We start from the raw sequence: 25,511 nt of genomic DNA, 5'->3' as shown, positions 1-25,511 counted from the left end.
ATGGATTCAGGGCTGAGAGACCAGTTGCGAGAGTGCATCGTGCGAAAAATGCAGGGAAACAAAATCTGCCATTTCCTCAAATACCTCATCTAAACCGCGTCCAGCTTGCGCAAAAGCCGCCTGGATCACTGAGGAGTTTTCAAACATGCCATGCAAATACAAACCGACCACATTGCCTTGCGCATTACGCCAAAGCTCTGGCGCTGATTCTGAAGCAACCGCATCATCTGCCATGCTGTTACCCATATGAATTTCATAGCCACTCACGCGCAACCCAGACAAGAACTGCCATGCCCCTTCAAATGCGCCGAATTGCAGATGCACGTGGCGTAGCTCTTTACGCAAAGAAAATTCTGTTCTTATCGGCAGCAATGCTAGGCCATGCACCTCGCCAGGCGCACCTTCTGCGCCGAGAGGGTCGGAGATCATCTCGCCCAGCATTTGCAACCCGCCACAAATGCCCAGCACATGCCCACCTTTTGCAGCATGTGCGATGATGCTTTGATCCAAACCTTGCGCACGCAGCCAAGCCAGATCACTGCGTGTGCTTTTGCTGCCAGGCAGAATCATCCAGTCAGCGCCTGCCACATCTGCTGGGCTACGCGCCCACACCAAGCGCAGTCCGCGTACATTTTTTAGAGCTTGAAATTCATCTAAATTGCTCAAGTGAGGATAAGCCATCACTGCCACCGTGGTGTGGATGATGCCTGCACTGCGACTGCGGTCATCAAACACCCCATCTTCTTCTGGCAAGCCGTGCTCTCGCCACATCGGTAAGGTCGCCATCACTGGAATACTGGTCAGTTCGTGCAACATCTGCGGCGCAGGCGCGAGTAAGGATGCATCACCACGAAATTTATTCAACACAAAACCCTTGATTAGCGCCTGCTCCTCTTGTGGCAACAAAGCCCAAGTGCCATACAAATGTGCAAAAGCGCCGCCGCGATCAATATCGGTGATCAGCAAGCAACGCGCATTGGCATGCCGCGCCACGCGCATATTCACGATATCGCTCGCATGCAGATTGATCTCAGCTGGGGAGCCTGCGCCTTCAATCACCACCACATCATGCGTGGCGCGGAGCTCATCTAGGCTTTTTGCTATTGCAGGCCACACTTTTTCACTGCGGCCACGCCAGGGCATTTGCGTCAATTCACGATTAACCTCGCCAAGCAACACGACCTGGCTATGTGTATCCGCCTCGGGCTTGAGCAGCAGCGGATTCATCAGCACACTGGGCTTCGCGCCAGCAGCTAGCGCCTGAAAATATTGCGCGCTACCAATCTCACCCAAACCGCCATCGGGCCGCGCCACAACGCGCGCGTTGTTACTCATATTTTGCGCTTTGAAGGGCGCCACACGCAGGCCTTGGCGCTGGTAGTAGCGGCATAGGGCTGTCGCGAGCCAGCTTTTGCCAGCGCCACTGGTGGTGCCGAGCACCATGATGCATATGGCTGTCATTTGATACTCTTCCAAGCAGATAAAAACGCTGATTGTGCGGCGTCGGTGTGCACTCGCATGCGCGCCCAGCCTGGTAAGCCCATGCTGCTGGTGTCACGCAAAGCCACTCCTTTTGCCAACAACGCATGAAAGAGCTTTGCCTGCTGAACAGGATCTGGCGAGAGCTGCGCTACAAAGAAATTCGTCACACTGGGTTGATAGGCTAGCCTCAAGCTTTCAAGCAAGACCAACTGCTTCGCTTTCAATTTGCGCAAAGATGCCAGCGAATCTGCGAGCCAAGCTTGCACTGACTCACTCACCCAAGCCAGCAGCATGGCTTGCCCCTCCGCGCCGAGCACCCAAGAAGGCTCAAGCTGCCGCATTTGATCGGCTAATGCTTGCCATCTTGGCGAACCTACAGCAGGCGAAATCGCATACGCCCCGCGCACGCCACACAAGCCCAGCGCCTTATTGGGTGTCCACAAACTCCAAGCCGTATCTGATGCACTCTTGGGTAAGCATGGCCCTTCGAGCAGCAAAGGCTGATAAGCCGCATCGATCACGTGAACTGCGGTACGAGGCATCAGTTGCTGAGTCAGAACCTCACCCAATAAGCCCTGCCCTAGCGGGCTGCTTGGCAGGGTGTGCCATTGCACATCCACCGGCTTGGAGTAACTTGGCTCAATCACTTCATGACCGCAAGCCAAAGCACTGTCTGCGTAATCACCGTAAGCTGGTTGAGGCACAGCAACGCGCAGTGCATGATCAGCGCAAAGTAATCGCAACGCTATATGCAGACGCATAATCAACTCACTGGCACTGCCACCCAGCAATACACGATCTGGTGCAACGCCATGCCACTGCGCCAAAGCTTCGATCAAGGCTGTGTAACGCGCATCAGGATAGCGCTGCCGATCTGCTTGTAACACAGCCTGTAAAGCGACAGGGCATGGCCCCAAGGCATTCGCATTGGTAGAGAAATCCCAAGGCACATCTGCACCACCGTGGATTCTCATTGTTGCCTCAACATTGCTACTAAAAATATAGCTGCTAGCGCAATCAATACGCCGGCAAAAAGCACTTTTCTTGCCAAAGAAATGGCTGCTGCCAGATGCCTTCGCTGCACCACTTGCCCACCCGGATGCAGAGTGTAGGCGCCCGGCTTGCTCAGCTGAACACCTAAAGTCAACGCAAACGCCGCCATTGGCCATCCGCTGTTGGGCGATGGTGTTTGCCGGGCTTGTTCTCGAAGCGTTTCCCAGGAAAAGGCTTTGGCATGCCAGCACCACACTAGCAGCGCTGTAAGCCTCGCCCCAGGCCAGCTCAGCACGTCATCAGCACGCGCGGCCCACTTGCCCGCCCATTGCCAATCTCTCCCGCCGTGCATGCCGGGATAGCCCCACATCGCATCCGCTGTATTGGCAAAGCGATACAGTGCAGCCGCTGGCAAACCACCGATCACAAACCACAGCAGTGGCGACACCACAGAATCATTCAAGTTCTCTGCAAGCGTTTCAATCGCGGCCTCTCTGACTTGCGTTTCAGATAAATCCTGTGTGGGCCGGCTCACTAAGCGCGACAAGCGCTCTCGTCCTAGCTGCAAAGACAGGCTCAAAGCCTCCTCCACCGCAGCCACTTCATTGCACAGCATCGCCATCGAAAGCAATGGCTTGAGAGCCAAGCCGAGCAAAATAGCAGCCAATGCCCAGGGAAGTTGCAGAGCCAAATGCTCTATCAAAACGAAGATGGTACAAACCACCAGCGCACCAACACTCCAATACAAAGCACCTTGCCAAAACACGCGCTTTGTTTCTGGCGCATTGTCTTGCACAGGTGCAAACCAACCCGCTGCTGCATGGAGATAACGCCCCATCCAAACCACGGGATGCCAGCGCACAGGCGGCTCACCCCACACATGATCCAGCAGCAGCGCTACGCACAGCGCGCCGCATAAGACCATAGGCAGGGTATCCAAAGATCAATCCTCGATGCCGCGCTGCGCGGGAATGCCCGCATTGAACGCATGCTTGATCTTGGTCATCTCTGTCACGGTGTCTGCCAGCTCAATGATCTCGGGCGGGCAGCGCCGCCCTGTGATGACGACATGCACGTGGCTGGGGCGCTGCTTCAAAGTGTCGAGCACATCATCCAGTGGCATCCAGCCATAGATCAGCGGATAGGTCAGTTCATCGAGCACGACCATGAAATTTTCGCCGCTCATGATGGCAGCCTTGGCTTTGAGCCAGCCGTCTCGAGCCAATTGAGCGGAGTGCTCCAAATCTTGGCTCTTCCAGCTGAAGCCATCGCCCAAACCTTCTATCGGCAGCCCGAGTTTTTCAAACATACGGTGCTCGCCAAAACGCGCTGTAGGCACTTTCATGAATTGGTAAATCTTCACGCCTTTGCCATGCACATGCGTTCGCCCAAAGGCGCGCAAGGCAAGGCCAAAAGCGGCTGTGCTTTTGCCTTTGCCATCGCCCGTGTTCACGATCACAAGGCCACGGCGCTCGCCTTCAGGTTTGTCATAGGGTTTTTCGGTGGGAGGTGTTTCAATTTGCATGAGTTTCTTTCCTAATATCCATCAACACCATCGCTTGTCCATCCAGCATGCGCACTTGCAGGCGCAAATCAAATGCTTGGCGCAGTGCTTCATGTGTTGCAGGGCTGTCGCATGCGCCTAGATGTTGCGCGTGACCATGCGCCATGATCAGCATTTCATCGGCCATCAAGGCTACTTGCAACTCATGCAGCACGCTGATCACGGTGATGCCCTGCTTCACCAAACCGCGCATGACTTGCACCCATTGCGCTTGATGCGGCACATCTAAATTCGTCAGTGGCTCATCCATCACCAGCACGCGAGCGCGCACAGCCAGCGCCCGCGCCAGCAACACGCGCTGGCGCTCGCCCGCCGAGAGCTCGCCTACGCGTCGCGCATGCCACTCATGCACTTCACAAGAGCGCATCGCCCATTGCACAGCGCTCATATCTTCTTCGCTCGGAACACTGAGCCAGCTTTGATGCGGCAGCCGCCCCAGCATCACCACATCGGCCACACTGAGCTCATCCACTGAGGCACTGTCTTGCCCCAACCAAGCCAGCTGCCGAGCACGCTCGCGCGCATCCCATTGCGCGAGCACTTGCCCAAGCAACTCAATCTTTCCTTCGCTGGGCAGCAGGCCGCACAAAGCTTTGAGCAAGGTGGATTTGCCCGCACCATTGGGCCCGACCACACTGGTCCAACAGCCGGCTGTGAACTGCACGCTGATGCCTGGCAATATCAGCGTTTTTTCTATGCTTGCTCGCAATGAATCTGCGCGAAGTGCTATGTTTTTCATAGTGAGCATCTCAAGACACGGATGTGGAAGACAAGCCACCTGACTTCGCGTGCATTAAGCGCAGCAAATACAAGCCGCCAAGTACCGCCGTCAGCGCACCCACCGGCAGCTCCTGCGGGGCGATCAACCATCGCGCAGCCAAATCAGCCGTGCACAACAACACCGCGCCCATGAGAGATGCGCACCACAGCAGCGGCCCATGCGTGCAGCGAATGAGTGCGCGCACCATGTGCGGCGCAGCCAGCCCTACAAAAGCGATCAAACCCGTTTGCGCCACAGCTGTACCCGTGGCCAATGCCAGCACCGCCACCAAGGCAATACGCACTTGCTGCAAAGGCAGCCCCAAGCTCTGTGCCGTACTCTGCCCCAAGCTCAGCGCATCCAGCGCACGCGCTAAACCCCAAGCCAGCGCCGTGCATGGCAGCCACACCGCCAACATGATCGCGCTGGCAGACCAGCCCACAAAACCCGTTGAGCCCAATAAAAAAGTTTGCATCGCCTGCAAAGAATCCGGTGAGAGCAGCAAGATCAGCGAAGTGGCTGCGCCCAGCAACACGCCCACAATGACGCCCGCAAGCAGCAAACGCAGTGTGTGCTGCACACCGCGCGCCAACACCAAGGTCAGCATCACCCCCGCTGTCGCCCCCACAAATGCCGCGCCCGTGAGCCCCAGCTTGAGCCAGGCATTGCCTGATTGCAAACCTGCACCCTTGCGCCCGGCAGCTTGAAGCCAAGCCTGCCAACTGCCCGGCTCCACCGCGCCCGAGAGCATGCCCGCTGCACCGCCAAGCATCACCAGCATCAGCGCCACACCCAATGCAGCCCCCGCTGAGCTGCCCAGCAAATAAGGATCGGCCAGCGGGTTGCGAAACATGCCCTGCGCCACAGCACCGGCCAAGCCCAGCAGAGCCCCTGCAGCCCAAGCGCCCAGCGTGCGCGGTAGCCGAATCTCCCAGATCAACTGCCCCGCTAAGGCCTGATCTTGCGGCGAGCCCTGCCACCACTGCCGCAATAAATTTTCGAACCCTGCACTGCCCACACACAGGCCCAGCAGCATCAGTAACGCACTCAAAGCCAGAAGGCTCAAGCTCAGGCGCATGGGCGAAGAGACAAGTTTCATGGCTTCTTGGCTAAAGTCTTGAGCAAACAATCTGCCATGATGCGCGCGCCCTCTGCCATGCGGGGACCAGGTCGCACCAGCACCTCTGATTGCTCGCGCGGAAAATAACACACCGATTGTGAGCGAATCGCGGCAATACTGCCCCAGCCTGGCCGCTGTGCCAAGCTCACACTTTCCGTATCACCCACCATGATCACATCTGGATTGGCGCGCACCACCAACTCCGGGTTGATCTTGGGAAAAGGCCCCAGTTTCGTGTCAATGATATTTTGCGCGCCTAGGCGAGCTAGCGTCTCGCCCACAAAGGAGCCTGGCCCTGCGGCGTAGGGTGCGCGATTGACCTCGATATACACCCGCTGTTTGCGCACCGCTGCAGGCAAAGCTTGCGCTGCCGCGCTCACACCCGCATCAATCGTGCGCCACAGGCGCTGCGCATCTTGCTCCTGCATGAGAGTGCCCAGCTTGCCGATCACGCGCTGCACATCGGTGTGCGTCTTGGGCTCTAGCGCGAGCACGCGAACGCCGAGCGCAGCCAAGCGATCCCGCCCACGCGAAGAGCTGGCCATCACCACCACATCGGGGCGCAAGGCCACAATCGCTTCAATATTCGGATCGATCCCACCACCGACTTGCGGCAGCTTAGTCACTTGCTGCGGCCAGTTGGAGTAACGATCCACACCGACCAATCTATTGCAATGCCCCAAAGCGCAAATCGTCTCGGTGAGCGATGGCAACAGGCTCACCACGCGCTCGGGCACTTTTTCAGAACGAAGCTTGGTGCCCAGATCGTCTTCAATCTCAAATGGCGTAGCCTTAGACGCGACTGGCGCGCATAGATTGAAAGCAGCCAAGCACACCAACATCCAGCGCTGCATCTGTCTCAAGCTTTTGTTCATGCTCATCCTTTCAGTGGCAAAGCGCAGCCAGCGGCCATGAGCGTGACGCGCTCACACTGCGCAGCGAGCGCCTGATTGAGCTTACCCAGCTCGTCTACAAACTGCCGCACCTCGCGCCCCAGCGGGATCACACCAAGACCAATTTCATTGCTCACCATCACAACTGGGCCACTGGCTTGCTTCAAAGCATGCTCGAGTGATACTACAAAATTCATAGCACTTTGCGCAGATTCCACGCCGTCAATATGGTCTTTTTGCTTTAAAAAAGTATCAGGAGCTGGCATCAGAAGATTGGTCAGCCACATCGTGAGGCAATCGATCACCACCAAAGTCTGTGCATCTGAATGCACGTGCAAAGCTGCCCCCAGCTGCACAGGCTCCTCCACGCAACGCAGAGCAGGCAGTCTCGCCCGCCGATCTGCCTGATGCCGCGCAATGCGCTGGCGCATTTCATCGTCATACGCCAGCCCTGTTGCGATCACAAGCGCTTTGTTTGTTGGGGATTGCGCAAGCCATGCTCTTGCCCTGTCTTCAGCCAAGCGGCTTTTGCCACTTTTTTGTCCACCGAGAATCAGCTCGCGCATGACTCCATCATCCCTTACTTGGGTGCGTAGCGCAAACTGACAAACACGCCACGACCAGGCTGGTTGTAGCCCAGAGCGGTTTCGTATTTGCGGTCGGTCACATTGTTGATCTTCCCACTCAGCGCCCATTCCTTACTCAGCTGATAACTGGCATGCAGATCCAGTGTGGTGTAACCCGCCAAGAGTTGCGTGTTCGTGGTGTTTTCAAAGCGATCGCCCACCTTAAGCAGGTTCGCGCCGGCAGACCAAGTAGGCATGTCGTAGCTTGCGCCCAATTGCATTTGGGTTTTGCTGCGACGAGGCAAAATTTTGCCTGTCAGCTCATTGCGAGGATCCATGCTGTCAATGGAAGCGGTTAAACGCCAAGCTTGCAGTTGGCCCTCATAACCCAGCGTCCAACCCTCGATGCTGGCGCGTGGAATATTGGTGGGCAGAGTGGTGTTCGTGATGAAGCCACGGATGTTGTTGTCAAAGCGCACGAGCTTCACGCTATGGCCAGCTTGGGTATAGCTGATGCCCAAATCGGTATTGCGACCTTTTTCAGGCTGCAGTGCAGCATTGCCAAAACTCGGGAAATACAGCTGGTTGAAAGAAGGTGCCACAAAAGAGGTGCCGTGCGATGCATGCAAACGCCACTGAGGGCTGAGTTCAAAGCCATACCCCAGGAAATGTGTGCTGCTGCTGCCAAACTGCGAGTTGCGATCTTGTCTCAGATTCGCTTGCCAAGTGTGCGCGCCTGCGCTGCCATGGATACCGATATACAGCGAGTTGATGGTGCGGCGGGTCACGGTGTAGGCTGTCGTGCTGTTCACTTTTTGGTTGAGCTGCTCTGCACCCAGGTTGACCAAGCCCCAAGGCGTTTTGATCTCGTTAGTCCAAGTCAATTGCTTTTGCTGCGTGGCGAATTTGGAAGGGATCGTCACGAAGCTGCTCGCCGAGGCCAATTGCACCGAGCTGTCTTCGCTGCTGGCATAGCTCAGGCGTGTTGTCCACGCCGGCAAAATCTTCCCTGCTACGCCCAAGGCATACTGCCGTGTGTCCAAATCATTGCGCGTATCCGCGCCAGCGCCATCATCAAAGCGCGAGAGCCCTGAAGAGCCGAGCACGCGTGCATCAATAGACCACTGTGCATTGAGCTTGTATTTCAAAGAAGCGTTCAGCGCTGTCTGTCGGAAATCATCGGTATCCGCATTGAAATTGCCAAAAGCAACTTTGGAATTGGTGGTAGAAAAGCCACCATCTTTTGTGTGCTGTATGCCAATGTGATACGTCAAATCAGTCGTGCCACCAGATAAAGCCGCAGTTGCTTGCCCATAGTCTCGGCTACCCAAGCTGATCGAGGCGCTGGGATGAAAACCTGTTTTGCCTTGCTTGGTAAAAATCTGCACCACGCCGCCCACTGCTTCGCTGCCGTATATGGCCGAAGCTGGGCCTTTGAGCACTTCAATCCGCTCGATCATCTCCAGCGGAATGCCCTCCCATACGGGCGCGCCCGTGGTGGCTGAGCCATAGCGCACGCCGTCGATTAACAGCAAAGTATGGCGCGATTCTGCGCCGCGAATAAACACGCTGGCGCTCTTGCCCAAACCACCGTTAGAAGAAAATTGCACACCTGCTTGGCGCGCCAGCAACTCAGGTACTGTTTGCGCTGTGCTGCGCTCAATCTGCTCGCGAGTGATCACCGCCACATCGCTGACCAACTCATCTGTGCGCGTCTCCACGCGATTGGCCGTGACAACAACAGGCTTGAGTTCGGGCGCGTTTTGCGCAAGAGATTGAGCTGAGAAAGATGCGCATGCAGCAGCGCAGGCCAGAGCGATACCGCGCTGCGCGAAAGAAAAGTTTTTCATAGATAGGAAAGAACAAAGCATGTCCGGTGTCAGCTTCCCCGCTGACGTGGACGAATGTGATGCGCTTGTCCGAGGGCATTCGCATCGCCTTGTTGGCCGGTATCCGGGCTGATGGATTGCGACCTGCTAGAGCCTTCCCAAGCATTTGCATGCTCAGTGACTCGGTTTAGCAAGCGGGTTTTCTTCGTAAGAATCAAACCGTCCATTCACCGTTGCGGGGGCAGCGCGGGCTCGAATCCTTGCAGACTCTTCCGCTTCCCGTTGAACTGCTGCGCAGAATTGCGCCGCGAGCACCAACGGTGTAATTGTAATCTGCGCGTTGTCAAAATGACACTGCACCATCTCGGGGCGCACATATTGCGTTTATGGCGCTTGCAAAAAACTGAAAACTCAGCCTAAAATCAATGACTTACGTTAGTTTTTGATAGCAAATTCTTCAAAACAAAGCTTTACCATGCAAGACGCTCCAGATGCACACATGTCTGCGCAGATCGATGCCGTGATCGAGCGCACCGAGCGCTTGCTCTTGCGCCATGAAGAACTCACACGCACCAATGCTTTGCTACAAGAGCAGCTTGATGCGCTAAGCCACGAGCGAGACACACTCAAATCGCGTCTCGCCGCTGCGCGCTCTCGCATTGATGCGCTGATCGAGCGCTTGCCCGAACAACCTGCTGAGCAGAGTGCATCATGAAACAACTCGAAGTACAAATCATGGGGCAAAGCTATTTGCTTGCTGCCCCCGAAGGCGGCGAACAGCGCTTGCTCACGGCCGTAGAAAAAGTCGATACCGCTATGTGCCGCATTCGCGATGCAGGCAAGGTGAAAGCGCGTGATCGCATCGCGGTGCTGGCTGCGCTCAATTTGGCATTTGAGACGGATGCGATGCCTGTTGCTGCCGTTGCTGCTGCAGCGCCTATCGCAGCTTCTCCTGCAATGAACTATGGCCCTGATGCGCGCCTGTCTTCACTCATTGGCAAACTCGATCAAGCCCTGCTCACGAGCGACGGACAGCTGCTTTAATTCGGCGTCTCGAACTTCAATTTGTCGCCGTCACGCAGAACATACCCCTGCGCTACCTTGATGCGAATCTGATGGCCACGCGTCGTGCATGCGGCGATTTGATCCAGCAATTCATTCATCTGCGCCTCTGAGCCTTGTGAGCCGTGCTGCGATTTAAGCCAATGGCGCAAATAGTTCGCCTGAGCTACTCGCGACAAAGTTTGCAATGCTTTGATCTGCGGCGGCATGCCCACATTTGCTACCAAATCCATAGCTGCTTGCGCAAGCAATTCGCCGGCCTGAGCCATATTTCGCGCTGAACGAGCAAAGGTTTCGCGGTACTGCGGGAACACTTGCTGCAATGCAGGCAAGAGCTTTGCGCGAATGCGATTTCGCGTGAAATCGAGGCTTTGATTCGTCGGATCTTCCACCCAGCCCTGCCCCAGATTTCCGCTGCCAGGCTGCCGCGCTTCAAGGCCACGCTCCGCAAGCCATGCGCGAATCTGCTGCGCGCCCATGAAACTCTCTAGGCTAAGAAATGGCCGCGCCCATTGCACGCCATAACGCTCAAACTCAGCGGCCATCCCCGCCAACCCATCCACACCCGCGCCACGCGAGAGTGCCAGCAGCAGTGTTTCCACCTGATCATCCGCATGTTGTGCGAGTAACACCGTCGGTTGATTCACTATCAATTCAGTAGCACTCTGCGCATATTCTACGCCGGAGATAAGGTGTTTTTGCCTAAAAATATGCTCGGAAATAGCTGCATACCGCGCACGCCTGGCCGCATCCTCTGGGCTCTGCCCCGCAGCCGCTTTTGCATTCACGCGAAGCACCGTGAGTGGCACACCGCGCTCTGCGCAAAACGCCTCACAGTGCGCCGCAAAATCGTCCGCAGCCGCCTGCAAACCATGATGCACATGCACAGCGCTCACCTTGCCCGGAGCAGCCTCAAGTGCAATCAAGAGCAAAGCCGTCGAATCAGCTCCGCCGCTGTAAGCAACGATATAAGGAGGTGGCAAGCCAAGCATCTTGCCCATGTTCGAGGTCACGCCTTCGCGTCAGCCTTCGTGTCTGTGAACTTGCCAAAGCCTTGCAGCTTCTCGTAGCGCTTGTCCAGCAGCTCTTTCACTTTCAAATCAGCCACTTGACGATAAGCGTCGGTCAAGGCGCGTTTCAAGAAGGCAGCGGCCTGCTTGTGATCCCGATGCGCGCCGCCTACAGGCTCGCTCACAATTTTGTCGATCAAGCCCAGAGCCTTCAAGCGATGTGCCGTGATACCCATGGCTTCTGCGGCATCTTGCGCGCGATCCGAAGTCTTCCACAAAATACCGGCGCAGCCTTCGGGCGAGATCACCGAATACACCGAATATTGCATCATCAGCACTTGATCAGCCACCGCAATCGCCAGCGCGCCGCCTGAGCCGCCTTCGCCGATGATGGTGGAGATGATCGGCACTTCCAGTTGCGCCATCTCGTAAATATTGCGGCCAATGGCTTCGCTCTGACCACGCTCTTCTGCGTCAATGCCGGGGAAAGCGCCAGGCGTATCAACGAGAGTGAACACCGGCAGCTTGAATTTCTCTGCAGTTTTCATCAAGCGCAGCGCTTTGCGATAGCCCTCAGGCCGGCTCATGCCAAAGTTACGCAAGCTGCGCTCTTTCACATCGCGACCTTTTTGATGGCCAAGCACGATGCATGCATGGCCGTTGAATCGCGCTAAGCCGCCCACGATGGATTGATCGTCTGCAAAATGCCGATCACCATGCATCTCCACGAAATCGGTAAAGATCTCGTTCACATAATCCATGGTGTAAGGCCGCTCGGTATGCCGCGCGATCTTCGTGATCTGCCAAGGCGAGAGCTGGCTGTAAATGTCTTTGGTGAGCTGCTGGCTCTTCTTGGCGAGGTTGTCGATCTCTTCTGAGATGTCTACAGCGCTCTCGCCCTGCACATAGCGCAGCTCATCAATCTTGCCTTCCAGCTCTGCAATAGGCTGCTCAAAATCCAGAAATACGCGTTTGCCCAACTTCTTCTCCTTCGTTCTGTGAGGTGCACATGTACACCAGCGAATCGAGGTCGAGTGTAAACCCGTTTGGGCATTTTTTACACATGTGAACTGTGCTTTCCATCAGTAGAATGGCTCTCAAACGAGGAGACAAAATGCAAACACCATCCGTACTTCGCCGCGAGCTCTTGGCCGCCGGCCTCATCTCATTGGCTGTGCCCGGCCTTCATGCGCAAAGTGCGCCAGCGCTCGACGCAGCCATCCTCCCGCTGGCCACCCAAGAAGCCCCACTGGTTTTAGACACCCTCAAAAAACTCACCAGCTTTGACAGCGGCACAGGTCAGGCTGTTGGCATGGATGGCGTAGCCAGCACGATTGAAGCGATGTCAAAAGAACTGGGCGGCGTAACTGAGCGCCTCACACCTGCCAACGGCATCGTCGGCCCCAATCTCAAAATCACCTTCAAAGGCACAGGCAAGAAAAAACTCCTGCTCATCGCCCATATGGATACGGTCTACCCCGCCGGCACAGCCGCCACCCGCCCCTTCCGCATCGATGGCAACAAAGCTATCGCCCCCGGCATCGCAGACGACAAAGGCGGTATCGCCGTCTTCCTGCATGTGATGAAAATTTTAAAAGCACGTGGCTACACCGACTACGCGCAGATCACGATGCTGTTCAACTCCGACGAAGAGCGCGGCTCCATCGGCTCGCGCGACACGATTCGCCGCCTCGCCAGCGAGCATGATGCCGTGCTCTCCGGCGAAGGCACAGGCGATCAAGAAGTCATCGTCATGGGTACAGCAGGCGCGGGTCGCACGCAAGTGAAAGTGGCCGCCACGCGCCTCACCCTTGCAGACCGCCCCATCGAAGAAATGGCCGATGTGATTCTGCGCACGAAAGACACGCCAAGTCAAGTTCAAAACACCCGCATGAACTGGACGATTGCCCGCGCTGAAACACCCGATTTGATGGACAAACTCCCCGCCGCCGATCTGCAATTCGCCAGCCTCGAATTCCAAATCACCGGCAAAGCCTCGCATGCGGGCGTGAACCCACATTTGGGCGTGAACGCTGTGGTGGAGATGGCGCATCTCGTGGCGAGAGTCTCTGCATTGCTCGATGCACAAGCGGGCACGGAGGCTCAAGGAGCCGACTCCAAAATACTACGCCAATGGCGCAGAGCCGGCGGCGGATTGGTCGGCAACATCATTCCAGACCGCGCTAACGCCGCGTTAGAAATCGCCGCGCCGAAATCGCTCGATCTCAAAGTCTTGGAAGCCAAACTCATCGCCACCGCCACACAAGCGCAGGTGCAAGGCGCTTTAATCACAGCCACCGCAACAGCCGGCCGCACCATCAAAACAGACGGCTTGCCCGATGCGACAGCCACTGCCGACGTACGCGTGGCCGATATGCCCACCTTCGAGCAACTCTCCAAACACACCCGCGCCCTCTTCGACAAAAAGAAATTCTCAAGCTCGCGGCTCGATGTGCAAGACGGCATCGGCTTCCCGCCCTTTGTGCCCAACGAACAAGGCAAACAAATGGCTCAACTGGCCAAAACCATCTACACCCAACTCGGCGGCCAACTCGATTTCATCCCCCGCACCTATGGCGCCACAGACGCCGCCTGGGCCGCCCAATCCGGCAAACCCGTCATAGAAAACATGGGCCTGCCCGGCGGCAACTACCACTCTGATCAAGAAGAATACATTTTGATTGACCGCATCCCGCGCAGACTGGCGATGGTGGCGGAGATGATTCGCTTGGTGGGCAATTGATACTCAGGATTTAAAGCGTTTTGAGCAGTTTGCCGGCGTATTGATTGCGCAGAGAGCTATTAAAAATATAGCAAAAACTGGGGTCAGATCAAAATTCAGGACGAAGCTTTTTCCGAAGCGAAACAACGCACAGCCGAAATTTTGCTCTGACCCCAATTATTGCTCTACTATAAACTTCGTAGCACTCCACGCAGTAAATACGCCGGCGAACCGCTCAAATCGCTTACTTTTTCATCCCAGAAGCCACATATTCCAAGAAATGCCCCCACTCGCTTGCCCCCATCGGCAGATTGCCTCGCCGCGCTTGCGCTGAGACAAGCTTGGCCAAAGCATCCAGCGCCTCCGTGGATTGCGTGTCTTTCAAAAACTCTATATCGCCAGCAAACGCGCGGTTCACGATGAGCAGGGTTTCCATGGCTTTGTCTTTGTTGGGTGCGCCTTGGGTGATGAAATCTGGGTTGCGCGCCTTCAGACCGCTGCGAAATGCGGCCATCACTTGCGGGCGAACTGCGTGGCTGCTGGGCATGGCAATCGCCAGCTCTGCCAGGCTGCGCAGCATGATGTAATGGTAGGTGGGTTTGGCGTTGTGGGCATCGAGCCAGCGGCCTGCGCGCGCGCCTTGCGTGAGCTGGCCGGGGATCACGCCGAGCAGGGCTTTGCTGGCGGCGGCTTGCAGATATTTCGCCTCGCCAGTGGCGCGGTGCATGCGCACGAGGAGATAGACGCTGAAGCTGTTGAAATTCCAATTCGTCACCATCGGGCGGGTAAGCGCCCAATCGGCTGCGGTGCGCGCGGAATCCAAATACTTTTTCTCTTGCGTGAATGCATAGATATCGAGCATGGCCACGCCGCATTCGCCGTTGTCAAACTGCAAGCCGCCTGAACCCAGATCGTTGATCGCCCAGCCGTTGCTCAGCATCTCTTGCAAGCGCCCTTCTCGCTCAGCAGCTTTCAACTGCCGCTCTGCCGACTGAAAAGCCGCTGAACCAGATTTGCTGCGCGAAGCCGGGAACGGAAACACCCCCGTGCCGCCGCGCGCCTGCGCCCAGAGCAGAAAATCCGCAGCCTCTCGCGCAAGAGACAAACCGCGCTCTGAGCCTTTGAGCTTGGCGCGGCCAGCCGCAATGCAGCCTGAGACCACAGCTGCTGGCTCGCGTAAAGCAGAGCCAAGCTGTGCAGGATCAAGCCCAATCTTCCACCAGCGATAGCGCTCAATTTGGCTCAGCAGCGGCTCAAAGCCCGCAGCAGCTTCATCCGCCGTGAGCCAGCGCCCATTGCGCGGAATCGGCACGAATTGATCGGGTACTTCAGGCACACCGGCCTTATCGCCTAGAAAGCGATTCATCTCAGCCACAGCCTCGCGAATCGCCTGCGCATCTTGCTTGGCCAGCGCGGCTGAGAGGCTAGCTTCTAGCGCGGCTTTGTTCGCTGGTTGCGCCACAGCATGCAAAGTGCGCGAACTCGCTGCCATGGCGACCAGCGAGCTCATGGCTTGGATGCTTTGGCGGCGGTTCAATTCAAGCATGGCGATGGTGTTTCAGAGTGGCAGCCTGGCAGAGAAGTTCAGCATGGATAATTGTGCCCATGATCAAACTGTTTGTAGGACTTGGCAACCCCGGCTCGGAATATGAGGCGACGCGGCATAACGCGGGGTTTTGGTTTGTGGATGAGCTCGCGCGGCAGTGGAAGGCCAATCTCACGATGGAGAAGGCTTATCACGGGCTGGTGGCGCGCACCTCGCAAGGCGGTGGCAATGTATGGCTGCTGCAACCGCAGACCTTCATGAATCTCTCGGGCAAATCTGTGGCGGCGCTGGCGCGGTTTTACAAGATCAAGCCGGAAGAAATCTTGGTGGCATATGACGAGTTGGATGTCGTGCCCGGTGAAGCGAAAGTCAAAAAAGGCGGTAGCTCGACGCACAACGGCTTGCGCGACATCACGGCGCAGATGGGTGCGGATTATTGGCGGCTGCGCATTGGCATTGGGCATCCGGGCGTGAAATCTGAGGTGCTCTCTTGGGTGCTGAAGAAGCCGATGGCTGAACAGCGCAGTTTGATTGATGAGACGATTGCACGCGGCATCAAAGCTGTGCCGCATTTCTTGAATGGGGATATGGAGAAAGCCACGCAGATCGTGCATACCGCGAAAGCACCGCGCCCCAAGCCACCACGCTCAACGCCCGGATCTGCGCCTGCTGCTGCACCATCTGCCACGACCGCATCACCCCTGACACTATCAAAAAGTGAGCATTCCGCGCAATAAGTACGCCGGCCAATGGCCTAAAATACGATAAAAATCCCCTCTGGAGACTGTTTTGGAAGTTCTGTATCCCGCCCTCGCCGCCTTGCTCGCTTACCTCATTGGCTCTCTCAGCTTTGCCGTGATTGTGAGCAAAGCATTCGGCCTCTCCGATCCACGCACCTACGGCAGCAAAAACCCAGGCGCCACGAATGTGCTGCGCTCGGGCTCCAAAAAAGCGGCCATCATCACTCTGCTGCTTGATGCACTCAAAGGCTTTGTGCCAGTGATCCTCGTTCAGCTCTTCGGTAAAGAATTTGGACTCGGCGATGGCACTCTGGCTCTCGTCGCTCTTGCTGCTTTTCTCGGCCACGTCTGGCCAGTCTTCTTCAAATTCAAAGGCGGCAAAGGCGTAGCCACAGCTGCTGGTGTTGTCTTCGGCATTCACTGGTTGCTCGGTCTCGGCGTGCTTGCCAGCTTTGCTATCTTGCTTTTCTTCTTCCGCTGGGTCTCACTCGCTTCGATGGTGGCCGCAGCTTTTGCGCCGTTTTTCTACCTGCTTGGTGATCGCGGCCCTTGGTACAGCTCCAAGGCCGTGATGCTTTCTCTCTTCGTGATGGCGCTGATTTTGGCGATCCGCCATAAAGACAATATCAATCGCTTGCTAGAAGGCAAAGAGCCAAGATTGGGCGAGAAAAAATAAGAGAAATCAGCCGATCGCCGGCTACGATCCTGCGCGAAGTGCTACCAAATAAATAGCATCTAGAAGCGCCGCTCCAGCACCATCACATCACTGCTGCGGTTCATCGAGAAGCGGCTGAGGAATGAATTGCCCAGCAGCGCAAAAGGCATGTTGGGCCCCACCACAGCCTCCACATCGTAAATCTCCACATCACCCACGCGTACAGAATTGAGCATCACACGCCAGCCTTGCGCGACGCCATTGGCTGTGTTCATGCGCACAGGCTGGCCCTTTTGATAATCAATGCCCATGCGCTGCGCATCGTTGATGCCGATAGCCACGGAAGTTGCGCCCGTATCGACCATGAACTGAATCGCGCGGCCATTGATCGTGCCGTTGGCCATGAAATGCCCGCCAGAGCCCATGGACAAGGTGATTTTGTTGCCACCCCCTGCGCCCGTACCCCCACCCAAGCTCACAGGCGCATCGCCCACGCGAAGATTTGCGCGCTTGCCGCCAATCTCTAGCACGGCCTGATCACCCGAGGCGCTGATCAGCTTCACGCCCGCATGCGTCTCGCCTGCGCCGAGCAGCTTGGGCGCTGCGCCATCAATCACCAACAGGCCTTTGCTGCCCATCACGCCAGATAAAGCGACTTTTTGAGCACTCGCCGTTATCCACACTGCGCAGAGTGCTATGGAAATAAGAGCGTTTTTCGCCCCGCGAAGACGAGAACGGCCATGGGCTGGAGAGCTGATATGCATAGCCAAGCATTGTGAAGCTTTTTGTGAGCCTTGTGAGCATGGGCAAACACTCAGGCTGAAGAACGCAGGTTAAAATGCTGGGTTACCAATTGATTGCGTAGCCGGTTCACCGGAGGCGCGAGTGAGATAAACCGCGCGGGTGGCGAAATTGGTAGACGCACCAGGTTTAGGTCCTGACGGTGGCAACACTGTGGGGGTTCGAGTCCCCCCCCGCGCACCAGAATTTTTGTTTTAAGTATTTGTTAAGAGATTGGATTGATCATGGCCGTCGCCGTTGAAACCCTTGAAAAGCTTGAGCGCAAGATCACCTTGTCGCTGCCTGTGGCCACCATTCAAACCGAAGTGGAGTCGCGCCTGCGCAAACTCTCTCGCCAAGTGAAGATTGACGGCTTCCGCCCAGGCAAAGTGCCGATGAGCATCGTTACGCAGCGCTACGGCTACAGCGTGCATTACGAAGTGATCAACGACAAAGTGGGTGAGGCTTTCTCCACAGCCGCCAACGAAGCGCAATTGCGAGTGGCGGGTATGCCAAAAATTTCTGAGTCAGAAGCCAAGGCTGATGAAGGTCAGATGAATTTTGATGCCGTGTTTGAAGTCTATCCAGAAGTCAAAATTGGCGATCTGTCTACAGCGGAAGTTGAGAAGACCACCGCTGAAGTGTCTGACGCAGCGATTGACCGCACCGTAGAAATCCTGCGCAAACAGCGCCGCACCTTCGCCCAGCGCGGTGCAACGGATGGCGTGGCTGAAGGTGATCGCGTGACGGTGGATTTCGTCGGCAAGATTGATGGCGAGCCTTTTGAAGGCGGCAAAGCCGAAGATTTCGCTTTCATGGTTGGCGAAGGCCAGATGCTCAAAGAGTTCGATGCTGCAGTGCGCGGCATGAAACTGGGCGAAAGCAAGACTTTCCCCCTCGCCTTCCCTGCCGATTACCATGGCGCGGATGTCGCTGGCAAAACAGCCGACTTCCTCGTGACTGTGAAAAAGCTCGAAGCCCAGCACCTGCCTGAAGTGAACGAAGCTTTTGCCAAGTCTCTGGGCATTGCTGATAGCTCCATCGCTGGCCTGCGCGCAGACATCAAGAAGAATCTTGAGCGTGAAGTGAAATTCCGCTTGATCGCTAAAAACAAAGCTGCCGTGATGGATGCGCTGATTGCCAAGGCTGAGCTCGATCTGCCCCAGAGCATCGTGCAATCCGAATTGGATCGTATGGGCGAGGCTGCCCGCGCAGATTTGAAACAGCGTGGCATCAAAGACGCCGACAAAGCCCCAATCCCAGACGACATCTTCCGCCCACAAGCCGAGCGCCGCGTGCGCCTCGGTCTCGTCGTGGCTGAATTGGTCAAGGCCAATGATCTGGGTGCCAAGCCCGAGCAGATCAAAGCTCACATCGAAGAAATGGCTGCATCGTATGAAAAGCCAGCCGATGTGATCCGCTGGTATCAGAGCGATCGTCAGCGTTTGGCTGAAGTGGAAGCGGTCATCATTGAAAACAACGTGACCGACTTCGTGCTCTCCAAGGCTAAAGTCACTGCCAAGGCTGTTGAATTTGACGAGCTGATGGGTCAGCAGTAATCCTGCTTAAAAATCGACACAATGGGGCTTGCATCTGGCGATGTAAGCCCCATTTTTATTTTTACCGCCATTTTGCGCTACAGTAAGCATAGCAAGGAACACCAAGCCATGAATCCATACTTCAATCCGCTCTCAGCTCAAGACCCCATCAGCGCCAGCGCCCAGCGCCGCCTAGATCGCTTCGCAGAATCCACCTTTGAGCCCGCCCAAGCCCTCGGCATGGTGCCCATGGTGATCGAGCAGTCTGGCCGTGGTGAGCGCGCTTACGACATTTATTCACGCCTCTTGAAAGAGCGCATCATTTTCTTGGTCGGCCCCGTGGAAGATTACATGGCCAATCTCGTCGTGGCGCAAATGCTCTTCTTAGAGAGCGAGAATCCCGATAAAGATGTGTTTCTCTACATCAACTCCCCTGGCGGCTCTGTGAGCGCAGGCCTCGGTATTTACGACACGATGAACTTCATCAAGCCCGATGTATCCACGTTGTGCACCGGCATGGCCGCTAGCATGGGCTCCTTCCTCCTGATGGCCGGCGCCAAAGGCAAGCGTATCGCCCTGCCGAACGCGAGCATCATGATGCATCAACCCTCCGGCGGCGCGCGTGGCATGGCCAGCGATATTGAAATCTCCGCACGCGAGATCCTCAAAACCCGCGAGCTGCTCAACAAAATTTACGCCGACCAAACCGGCCAACCTGTTGAAAAAATCGCACGCGATGTTGAGCGCGATTATTGGCTCTCTGCCCAAGAAGCCAAGGAATACGGTTTGGTCGATCAAGTGATCGCTAAGCGTCCAAGCTGAGCACCGGTATTGTCCTAGCTATCAAAAAGGTAACTGTGCTCGAAACAGGATTTGCAAGCGGTATCATTAGGTCTAGCCCATTTTGGCAAGACTCAGGACTCTTTCATGGCAGACCGTAAAGGCACCTCCTCCAGCGAAAAAACGCTGTACTGCTCTTTTTGCGGCAAGAGCCAGCACGAAGTCAAGAAACTCATCGCAGGCCCTTCGGTCTTCATTTGCGATGAGTGTATTGATTTGTGCAATGACATCATTCGCGATGAAGTCATCCCCGAGCTGGAAAAAGCTGCAAAAAATGATCTGCCCACACCGCTGGAAATCAAGCAACACCTCGACACTTATGTGATCGGCCAATTGCAGGCCAAGCGTGCTTTGGCAGTGGCGGTGTACAACCACTACAAGCGCCTGCGCCATAAAGAAAAAGCCAAAAAGGACGATGTTGAATTAACAAAGACCAACATCTTGCTCATCGGCCCTACAGGCTCCGGCAAAACCTATCTAGCGCAAACCCTCGCCCGCATGCTCAACGTGCCCTTCGTGATGGCCGATGCCACCACATTGACGGAAGCGGGCTACGTGGGTGAAGACGTTGAAAACATCATCTCCAAGCTGCTGCAAGCGTGTAACTACGACGTTGAAAAAGCGCAGCAAGGCATTGTGTATATCGACGAGATCGACAAGATTTCTCGCAAGTCTGATAACCCCTCCATCACCCGCGATGTCAGCGGTGAAGGCGTGCAACAAGCGCTGCTCAAGCTCGTCGAAGGCACGATGGCTGGCGTGCCCCCACAAGGCGGGCGCAAGCATCCGAATCAAGACTTTCTGCAGGTGGATACGACCAACATCCTCTTCATCTGCGGCGGTGCATTCCAAGGCTTGGAGAAGGTCGTGGAAGCGCGGCAAGAAGCCGGTGGTATTGGCTTTGGCGCATCTGTGAAGAGCAAAAAGCAGCGCAGCTTGACTGAGACGTTCAAAGAAATTGAGCCTGAGGATTTGATCAAATTCGGCCTGATCCCAGAGCTGATTGGCCGCCTGCCCGTGATCGCCACGCTGGATGAGCTGGGCGAAGAAGCGCTCACGCAAATCCTCACCGAGCCTAAGAATGCCGTGATCAAGCAATACGCCAAGCTGCTCGCCATGGAAGGTGCTGAACTGGAAGTGCGCCCTAATGCTCTAAAAGCCATTGCCCGCAAAGCCATGAGCCGCAAAACCGGTGCACGTGGCCTGCGTTCCATCCTTGAAGCCGCGCTGATCGACACCATGTTTGAATTGCCCGATGTGAACAATGTGGCCAAAGTGGTGGTGGATGAGTCCACGATTGACGAAGCCAAGCCGCCATTGCTCGTGTATCGGGAAGAAGCCAAAAAAGCCTGATGCGCCTGCCGCACCGGGCAACGGATTGATTTTTGTGAAGTGAGAAGCCATGTCTGGTGCCACCCCCCTGCCCTCTGATCCTCTGGATCTACCCCTCTTGCCTCTGCGCGATGTGGTCGTCTTCCCGCACATGGTGATCCCGCTCTTCGTGGGGCGCACCAAGAGCATCAAAGCGCTTGAAGCAGCGATGGAATCGGATCGCCGCATCATGCTGGTGGCGCAGAAAGCTGCGGCCAAGGATGAGCCCGTTGTAGAAGACATGTTCGGCGTCGGCTGCGTCTCCACGATTTTGCAAATGCTCAAGCTGCCTGATGGGACGGTGAAGGTCTTGGTCGAAGGCCAGCAACGCGCTACGGTCAACCAAATTACCGAAGGCGAAGCGCATTTCCATGCCAACGTCACGCCGCACAACGGCGAAGCGCCGACAGCAGATAGCCTCACTGCTATTGAAGCCGTGCGTCGTGCCGTGGTGGGCCAGTTTGATCAATACGTCAAGCTCAACAAAAAGATTCCTCCCGAAATCCTCACATCCATTGCCAGCATCGACGATGCAGGCCGCTTGGCAGACACGATTGCTGCGCACACACCGCTGAAATTAGAGAACAAGCAAACCGTGCTGGAGCTGATGGATGTGAAGGCGCGTTTGGAGAATGTGTTTGAACAGCTCGAGCGCGAAGTTGAAATTCTCAACGTCGATAAGAAAATCCGCAGCCGCGTCAAGCGCCAGATGGAAAAGAATCAGCGCGATTTCTATTTGAATGAGCAAGTCAAGGCCATTCAAAAAGAGCTGGGCGAAGGCGAAGAAGGCGCGGATATCGAAGAGATCGAGAAAAAGATCAAAGCCGCCAAGATGCCGCAAGAAGCGCGCAAGAAGGCCGATGCCGAGCTGAAGAAACTCAAACTCATGTCTCCCATGTCAGCCGAAGCGACCGTGGTGCGCAACTACATCGACGTGCTCGTCGGCCTGCCTTGGGCAAAGAAGACGAAGATCAAGCACGATCTGCCCAATGCCGAAGGCGTGCTCAATGCTGATCACTTCGGCCTCGATAAAGTCAAAGACCGTATCCTTGAATATCTTGCTGTGCAGCAGCGTGTAGACAAGGTAAAAGCGCCCATCCTTTGTTTGGTCGGCCCGCCTGGCGTAGGTAAAACATCGCTCGGTCAATCCATTGCCAAAGCCACAGGTCGCAAATATGTGCGCATGGCCTTGGGTGGTATGCGCGATGAGGCCGAGATTCGCGGCCATCGCCGCACCTATATCGGTGCCCTGCCTGGCAAGATTTTGCAAAGCCTCACGAAAGTGGGTGCGCGCAATCCCCTCTTCCTGCTCGATGAGATCGACAAGATGGGGCAAGACATGCGCGGCGATCCATCCAGCGCTTTGCTCGAGGTGCTTGATCCTGAGCAGAATCACACCTTCAGCGATCACTACGTTGATGTCGATTTTGATTTGAGCGATGTGATGTTTGTCGCTACATCGAATTCGATGAATATTCCCCCCGCTCTTCTGGATCGTATGGAAGTGATTCGCCTCTCGGGCTACACCGAAGACGAGAAAACCAATATTGCGCTGCGCTATCTTTTACCGAAGCAATTGGAAAACAATGGCGTGAAAGCCAGCGAGCTGGATGTGCAAGAAGATGCCGTGCGCGATCTCGTGCGCTACTACACGCGTGAGGCGGGTGTGCGCTCGCTGGAGCGCGAGCTTTCCAAAATTTGCCGCAAGGTCGTCAAGGGCATTTTGCTGAAAAAATACGAAGGCCAAGTTAAAGTCACTGCAGCGAATCTGAATGATTTTGTCGGGGTGCGCAAATTCACCTATGGTCTCGCTGAGCAAAGCAATCAGGTTGGCCAAGTGGTCGGCCTCGCTTGGACGGAAGTCGGTGGTGATCTGCTCACCATCGAAGCCGCCACCATGCCAGGCAAAGGCAACACCACGCGCACCGGCTCACTCGGTGATGTGATGAAAGAATCCGTGGAAGCCGCACGCACCGTGGTGCGCTCACGCGCTCGTCGCTTGGGCATCAAGGATGAACTCTTTGAGAAGCGCGACGTTCACATCCATGTGCCAGATGGCGCAACGCCGAAAGATGGCCCGAGTGCAGGTATTGCGATGACGACAGCGATTGTGTCTGCCCTCACCGGCATCCCCGTGAAAGCCTCAGTCGCGATGACGGGAGAGATCACGCTGCGCGGCGAAGTCACAGCGATTGGCGGTTTGAAAGAAAAGCTGCTTGCGGCTTTGCGCGGCGGTATCAAAACAGTCTTGATCCCTGAAGAAAATGTGAAAGACCTCGCTGACATTCCTGAGAATGTAAAAAACGGCATGGAGATCATTCCTGTGAAATGGATTGATCAGGTCTTACAAGCCGCGCTGGAGCACGCGCCTGTCGCACTCACTGACGAAGAAGCTGCTCCTGTGAACGTGGTTGCTGCAGCGAGCGCCACAGAAAAAACAGTAAAAAAAGCGAAGCTTGTAAAACACTAAATTTTGCTGCTATAATTTATGTCTCTCGCGGGAATAGCTCAGTTGGTAGAGCGCAACCTTGCCAAGGTTGAGGTCGAGAGTTCGAGACTCTTTTCCCGCTCCAATTCTTTAAAAAGGGAAGCCTAGCTTCCCTTTTTAGTTTCAGAAGTTGATTCAGGGGCTGATTGGTTTACAGTTAGCTTCTGAAAAGAATTTCGGCGCGATAGCAAAGCGGTTATGCCCCGGATTGCAAATCCGGTTAGCCCAGTTCGACTCTGGGTCGCGCCTCCAGATTTCTCAGGAAATCATTGCGCCTCGGCTTTGTTCGGGGCGTTTTTGTTTGACAATCTAGGCTTGATTGTCTGGCAGCCTCGATGGTGAAATAGGTAGACACAGCGGACTTAAAATCCGCCGCTTCGTTCATAGCGGGCGTACCGGTTCGATTCCGGTTCGAGGCACCAATTTTTCGATAACCAACACATTGACACTCACGAACCGGTCCGCCCTAGGCGGCAATGACGAAAGCACGCAAACGTGCTGGGTTCGATTCCGGTTCGAGGCACCAATTTTTCGATAACCAACACATTGACACTCACGAACCGGTCCGCCCTAGGCGGCAATGACGAAAGCACGCAAGCGTGCTGGGTTCGATTCCGGTTCGAGGCACCAATTTTTCGATAACCAACACATTGACACTCACGAACCGGTCCGCCCTAGGCGGCAATGACGAAAGCACGCAAGCGTGCTGGGTTCGATTCCGGCTCGAGGCACCAATTTTTCGATAACCAACACATTGACACTCACGAACCGGTCCGCCCTAGGCGGCAATGACGAAAGCACGCAAGTCTGCTGGGTTCGATCTTTATCACAGTGACTGTTTGCCTTCGACAAAAAATACACACAGCGCTCCGCCAAAGTTATAAACTGTCCTCATGGCCTCTTCTTACGCTCCCCCTTTTGAAATCCATGTCCACGGCGAGGTGCCACTCCGTCCGGATGTGTCTTATGCCCAATTGCAAGATGCTTTGAAACCGCTATGGTCTTATGCGGGAGCCTCATCTTTGGCCAAGGGCGCTGTCAGCTCTTATGAAGAAGAGCCCGGTATTCGAGTGAACGATAAAGAACATTTGCTCAGTATGTGCTGGACTGTCTCTGCAGATGAAGCTTTTCGCAGCAGCTTAGAAGAAATGTGCATGAACCTCAATGAGCTCTCCAGCGCGGGCGCGGCCATTGAAATCAGCATTTACGACACAGAATACGACGAAGAAGATGAAGACGAGACAAAAGAATCACGCGATGATTTTTTGATGCTCTTCGTGGGCCCTACGCCCGGCGACATCATGCAAGTGCAGCGCGATATGCTCATTGAAGATGTGACAGCTGTGATGGAGCGCCATTTCGAGAAAGAGGAAATGGGCGATGTAGTGGCTGAGATCGACAAAATGTTCAGCAAGCGCTTTGATGCGATGGTCAACTCTCTGACCATTCCTCGCAGCCTGCGCGGCGGCCCCGGGGCGGCGGGCGGCCTGGGCGGCCACGGCGGTGGCGGCGGGCGCAAGCCTCGGCATTTGCACTGAGTCGGCGCGCCCTA

The 25,511-nt window shown here is 55.7% G+C and carries 23 protein-coding genes, 4 tRNA genes and 1 riboswitch; of the genes, 14 read left to right on the top strand and 13 right to left on the bottom strand.

Annotation, left to right across the window (positions count from 1 at the left end; genetic code table 11):
* Positions 1-6: 6 nt before the first annotated feature.
* From KIH26_RS05290 to KIH26_RS05250, 9 genes are read right to left on the bottom strand one after another with little or no spacing between them, the layout of a single operon-like run.
* The gene (locus tag KIH26_RS05290) at positions 7-1,461 is read right to left on the bottom strand and encodes a cobyric acid synthase (protein WP_213443133.1); all 1,455 of its coding nucleotides are present in this window, start codon (positions 1,459-1,461) and stop codon (positions 7-9) included.
* Positions 1,458-2,456, bottom strand: coding sequence for an aminotransferase class I/II-fold pyridoxal phosphate-dependent enzyme (locus KIH26_RS05285; RefSeq protein WP_213443131.1), 999 nt, complete (start codon positions 2,454-2,456; stop codon positions 1,458-1,460). Before KIH26_RS05285 ends, KIH26_RS05290 begins: the two co-directional genes overlap by 4 nt.
* Entirely contained in the window at positions 2,453-3,415 is a 963-nt protein-coding gene (gene cbiB / locus KIH26_RS05280) for an adenosylcobinamide-phosphate synthase CbiB (protein ID WP_349627846.1), read from the bottom strand. The genes KIH26_RS05285 and cbiB overlap by 4 nt, the downstream gene beginning before the upstream one ends.
* A 3-nt stretch (positions 3,416-3,418) precedes the next feature.
* Positions 3,419-4,000, bottom strand: a complete 582-nt coding sequence (gene cobO, locus KIH26_RS05275; protein WP_213443129.1) for a cob(I)yrinic acid a,c-diamide adenosyltransferase — start codon at positions 3,998-4,000, stop codon at positions 3,419-3,421.
* Entirely contained in the window at positions 3,990-4,778 is a 789-nt protein-coding gene (locus KIH26_RS05270; protein WP_213443127.1) for an ABC transporter ATP-binding protein, read from the bottom strand. The genes cobO and KIH26_RS05270 overlap by 11 nt, the downstream gene beginning before the upstream one ends.
* A 10-nt stretch (positions 4,779-4,788) precedes the next feature.
* Positions 4,789-5,898: a FecCD family ABC transporter permease gene (locus tag KIH26_RS05265; protein WP_249660965.1), complete on the bottom strand. Its 1,110-nt coding sequence runs from the start codon at positions 5,896-5,898 to the stop codon at positions 4,789-4,791.
* Positions 5,895-6,794, bottom strand: coding sequence for an ABC transporter substrate-binding protein (locus KIH26_RS05260; protein ID WP_503005056.1), 900 nt, complete (start codon positions 6,792-6,794; stop codon positions 5,895-5,897). The genes KIH26_RS05265 and KIH26_RS05260 overlap by 4 nt, the downstream gene beginning before the upstream one ends.
* Positions 6,795-6,796: 2 nt before the next feature.
* Positions 6,797-7,378: a bifunctional adenosylcobinamide kinase/adenosylcobinamide-phosphate guanylyltransferase gene (locus KIH26_RS05255; RefSeq protein ID WP_213443125.1), complete on the bottom strand. Its 582-nt coding sequence runs from the start codon at positions 7,376-7,378 to the stop codon at positions 6,797-6,799.
* A 14-nt stretch (positions 7,379-7,392) separates the two neighbouring features.
* Positions 7,393-9,228 carry a TonB-dependent receptor domain-containing protein gene (locus KIH26_RS05250; protein WP_213443123.1) on the bottom strand — a complete coding sequence of 612 codons (1,836 nt, stop codon included), beginning with the start codon at positions 9,226-9,228 and terminating at the stop codon, positions 7,393-7,395.
* A gap of 77 nt (positions 9,229-9,305) precedes the next feature.
* A riboswitch (cobalamin riboswitch) is annotated at positions 9,306-9,541 on the bottom strand.
* Between the two features lie 141 nt (positions 9,542-9,682).
* Here KIH26_RS05250 and KIH26_RS05245 point away from each other — a divergent pair.
* Positions 9,683-9,922 (top strand): cell division protein ZapB, encoded by a 240-nt coding sequence (locus KIH26_RS05245; RefSeq protein WP_249660963.1) that lies wholly within the window; start codon positions 9,683-9,685, stop codon positions 9,920-9,922.
* Entirely contained in the window at positions 9,919-10,251 is a 333-nt protein-coding gene (locus KIH26_RS05240; protein WP_213443121.1) for a cell division protein ZapA, read from the top strand. Before KIH26_RS05245 ends, KIH26_RS05240 begins: the two co-directional genes overlap by 4 nt.
* Here the strand turns inward: KIH26_RS05240 and tilS are convergent.
* The gene (gene tilS, locus KIH26_RS05235) at positions 10,248-11,270 is read right to left on the bottom strand and encodes a tRNA lysidine(34) synthetase TilS (protein WP_213444691.1); all 1,023 of its coding nucleotides are present in this window, start codon (positions 11,268-11,270) and stop codon (positions 10,248-10,250) included. The genes KIH26_RS05240 and tilS overlap by 4 nt on opposite strands.
* Positions 11,271-11,278: 8 nt before the next feature.
* Positions 11,279-12,259 carry an acetyl-CoA carboxylase carboxyltransferase subunit alpha gene (locus tag KIH26_RS05230; RefSeq protein ID WP_213443119.1) on the bottom strand — a complete coding sequence of 327 codons (981 nt, stop codon included), beginning with the start codon at positions 12,257-12,259 and terminating at the stop codon, positions 11,279-11,281.
* A gap of 134 nt (positions 12,260-12,393) precedes the next feature.
* Here KIH26_RS05230 and KIH26_RS05225 point away from each other — a divergent pair, with 134 nt between their 5' ends.
* Positions 12,394-14,022: a M20/M25/M40 family metallo-hydrolase gene (locus KIH26_RS05225; protein ID WP_213443118.1), complete on the top strand. Its 1,629-nt coding sequence runs from the start codon at positions 12,394-12,396 to the stop codon at positions 14,020-14,022.
* A 223-nt stretch (positions 14,023-14,245) separates the two neighbouring features.
* Here the strand turns inward: KIH26_RS05225 and KIH26_RS05220 are convergent, their stop codons facing one another.
* A complete protein-coding gene (locus KIH26_RS05220) occupies positions 14,246-15,547 on the bottom strand; it encodes a glycoside hydrolase family protein (RefSeq protein ID WP_213443116.1) in 1,302 nt (433 codons plus the stop codon).
* Between the two features lie 59 nt (positions 15,548-15,606).
* Between KIH26_RS05220 and pth the strand changes: the two genes are divergently transcribed.
* Together pth and plsY are read left to right on the top strand one after the other, a co-directional pair.
* Positions 15,607-16,284 carry an aminoacyl-tRNA hydrolase gene (gene pth, locus KIH26_RS05215; protein ID WP_213443114.1) on the top strand — a complete coding sequence of 226 codons (678 nt, stop codon included), beginning with the start codon at positions 15,607-15,609 and terminating at the stop codon, positions 16,282-16,284.
* 52 nt (positions 16,285-16,336) lie between these two features.
* Positions 16,337-16,963: a glycerol-3-phosphate 1-O-acyltransferase PlsY gene (gene plsY / locus KIH26_RS05210; RefSeq protein ID WP_213443112.1), complete on the top strand. Its 627-nt coding sequence runs from the start codon at positions 16,337-16,339 to the stop codon at positions 16,961-16,963.
* 59 nt (positions 16,964-17,022) lie between these two features.
* On the opposite strand, the gene KIH26_RS05205 is transcribed toward plsY, so the two are convergent.
* On the bottom strand, positions 17,023-17,706 hold the full coding sequence (locus KIH26_RS05205; RefSeq protein ID WP_213443110.1) for a retropepsin-like aspartic protease family protein: 684 nt from the start codon (positions 17,704-17,706) through the stop codon (positions 17,023-17,025).
* A 133-nt stretch (positions 17,707-17,839) separates the two neighbouring features.
* Here KIH26_RS05205 and KIH26_RS05200 point away from each other — a divergent pair.
* The 9 genes from KIH26_RS05200 (at position 17,840) to KIH26_RS05160 (ending at position 25,497) form a co-directional block, all read left to right on the top strand.
* Positions 17,840-17,926: transfer RNA gene (locus tag KIH26_RS05200), tRNA-Leu, on the top strand.
* Positions 17,927-17,967: 41 nt separating this feature from the next.
* Positions 17,968-19,281 (top strand): trigger factor, encoded by a 1,314-nt coding sequence (gene tig / locus KIH26_RS05195; protein WP_213443108.1) that lies wholly within the window; start codon positions 17,968-17,970, stop codon positions 19,279-19,281.
* 219 nt (positions 19,282-19,500) lie between these two features.
* Positions 19,501-20,082: an ATP-dependent Clp endopeptidase proteolytic subunit ClpP gene (clpP, locus tag KIH26_RS05190; protein WP_213444689.1), complete on the top strand. Its 582-nt coding sequence runs from the start codon at positions 19,501-19,503 to the stop codon at positions 20,080-20,082.
* A 105-nt stretch (positions 20,083-20,187) separates the two neighbouring features.
* Positions 20,188-21,453 carry an ATP-dependent Clp protease ATP-binding subunit ClpX gene (clpX, locus tag KIH26_RS05185; RefSeq protein ID WP_213443106.1) on the top strand — a complete coding sequence of 422 codons (1,266 nt, stop codon included), beginning with the start codon at positions 20,188-20,190 and terminating at the stop codon, positions 21,451-21,453.
* Positions 21,454-21,502: 49 nt separating this feature from the next.
* Positions 21,503-23,941: an endopeptidase La gene (lon, locus tag KIH26_RS05180; protein WP_213443104.1), complete on the top strand. Its 2,439-nt coding sequence runs from the start codon at positions 21,503-21,505 to the stop codon at positions 23,939-23,941.
* 27 nt (positions 23,942-23,968) lie between these two features.
* Positions 23,969-24,044: transfer RNA gene (locus KIH26_RS05175), tRNA-Gly, on the top strand.
* Between the two features lie 93 nt (positions 24,045-24,137).
* Positions 24,138-24,211: transfer RNA gene (locus tag KIH26_RS05170), tRNA-Cys, on the top strand.
* Positions 24,212-24,288: 77 nt separating this feature from the next.
* Positions 24,289-24,381, top strand: a tRNA-Leu gene (locus KIH26_RS05165).
* A 471-nt stretch (positions 24,382-24,852) separates the two neighbouring features.
* Positions 24,853-25,497 (top strand): DUF6806 family protein, encoded by a 645-nt coding sequence (locus KIH26_RS05160; RefSeq protein ID WP_213443102.1) that lies wholly within the window; start codon positions 24,853-24,855, stop codon positions 25,495-25,497.
* Positions 25,498-25,511: the final 14 nt, after the last annotated feature.

Source organism: Variovorax sp. PCZ-1, from assembly GCF_018413605.1.
Taxonomy (GTDB): domain Bacteria; phylum Pseudomonadota; class Gammaproteobacteria; order Burkholderiales; family Burkholderiaceae_C; genus JANMDU01.
The sequence above is the reverse complement of the archived record's forward strand: the minus strand, read 5'-3'. Positions and strand labels throughout refer to the sequence as shown.

Excerpts from the sequence above, each read along its gene's own strand:
- KIH26_RS05290 (WP_213443133.1), bottom strand. The coding sequence starts at position 1,461 with ATGACAGCCATATGCATCATGGTGCTCGGCACCACCAGTGGCGCTGGC.
- KIH26_RS05285 (WP_213443131.1), bottom strand. The coding sequence starts at position 2,456 with ATGAGAATCCACGGTGGTGCAGATGTGCCTTGGGATTTCTCTACCAAT.
- cobO (WP_213443129.1), bottom strand. The coding sequence starts at position 4,000 with ATGCAAATTGAAACACCTCCCACCGAAAAACCCTATGACAAACCTGAA.
- KIH26_RS05270 (WP_213443127.1), bottom strand. The coding sequence starts at position 4,778 with ATGAAAAACATAGCACTTCGCGCAGATTCATTGCGAGCAAGCATAGAA.
- KIH26_RS05265 (WP_249660965.1), bottom strand. The coding sequence starts at position 5,898 with ATGAAACTTGTCTCTTCGCCCATGCGCCTGAGCTTGAGCCTTCTGGCT.
- KIH26_RS05260 (WP_503005056.1), bottom strand. The coding sequence starts at position 6,794 with ATGAACAAAAGCTTGAGACAGATGCAGCGCTGGATGTTGGTGTGCTTG.
- KIH26_RS05255 (WP_213443125.1), bottom strand. The coding sequence starts at position 7,378 with ATGCGCGAGCTGATTCTCGGTGGACAAAAAAGTGGCAAAAGCCGCTTG.
- KIH26_RS05250 (WP_213443123.1), bottom strand. The coding sequence starts at position 9,228 with ATGAAAAACTTTTCTTTCGCGCAGCGCGGTATCGCTCTGGCCTGCGCT.
- KIH26_RS05245 (WP_249660963.1), top strand. The coding sequence starts at position 9,683 with ATGCAAGACGCTCCAGATGCACACATGTCTGCGCAGATCGATGCCGTG.
- KIH26_RS05240 (WP_213443121.1), top strand. The coding sequence starts at position 9,919 with ATGAAACAACTCGAAGTACAAATCATGGGGCAAAGCTATTTGCTTGCT.
- tilS (WP_213444691.1), bottom strand. The coding sequence starts at position 11,270 with ATGGGCAAGATGCTTGGCTTGCCACCTCCTTATATCGTTGCTTACAGC.
- KIH26_RS05225 (WP_213443118.1), top strand. The coding sequence starts at position 12,394 with ATGCAAACACCATCCGTACTTCGCCGCGAGCTCTTGGCCGCCGGCCTC.
- KIH26_RS05220 (WP_213443116.1), bottom strand. The coding sequence starts at position 15,547 with ATGCTTGAATTGAACCGCCGCCAAAGCATCCAAGCCATGAGCTCGCTG.
- pth (WP_213443114.1), top strand. The coding sequence starts at position 15,607 with ATGATCAAACTGTTTGTAGGACTTGGCAACCCCGGCTCGGAATATGAG.
- KIH26_RS05205 (WP_213443110.1), bottom strand. The coding sequence starts at position 17,706 with ATGCATATCAGCTCTCCAGCCCATGGCCGTTCTCGTCTTCGCGGGGCG.
- tig (WP_213443108.1), top strand. The coding sequence starts at position 17,968 with ATGGCCGTCGCCGTTGAAACCCTTGAAAAGCTTGAGCGCAAGATCACC.
- clpP (WP_213444689.1), top strand. The coding sequence starts at position 19,501 with ATGGTGCCCATGGTGATCGAGCAGTCTGGCCGTGGTGAGCGCGCTTAC.
- clpX (WP_213443106.1), top strand. The coding sequence starts at position 20,188 with ATGGCAGACCGTAAAGGCACCTCCTCCAGCGAAAAAACGCTGTACTGC.
- lon (WP_213443104.1), top strand. The coding sequence starts at position 21,503 with ATGTCTGGTGCCACCCCCCTGCCCTCTGATCCTCTGGATCTACCCCTC.
- KIH26_RS05160 (WP_213443102.1), top strand. The coding sequence starts at position 24,853 with ATGGCCTCTTCTTACGCTCCCCCTTTTGAAATCCATGTCCACGGCGAG.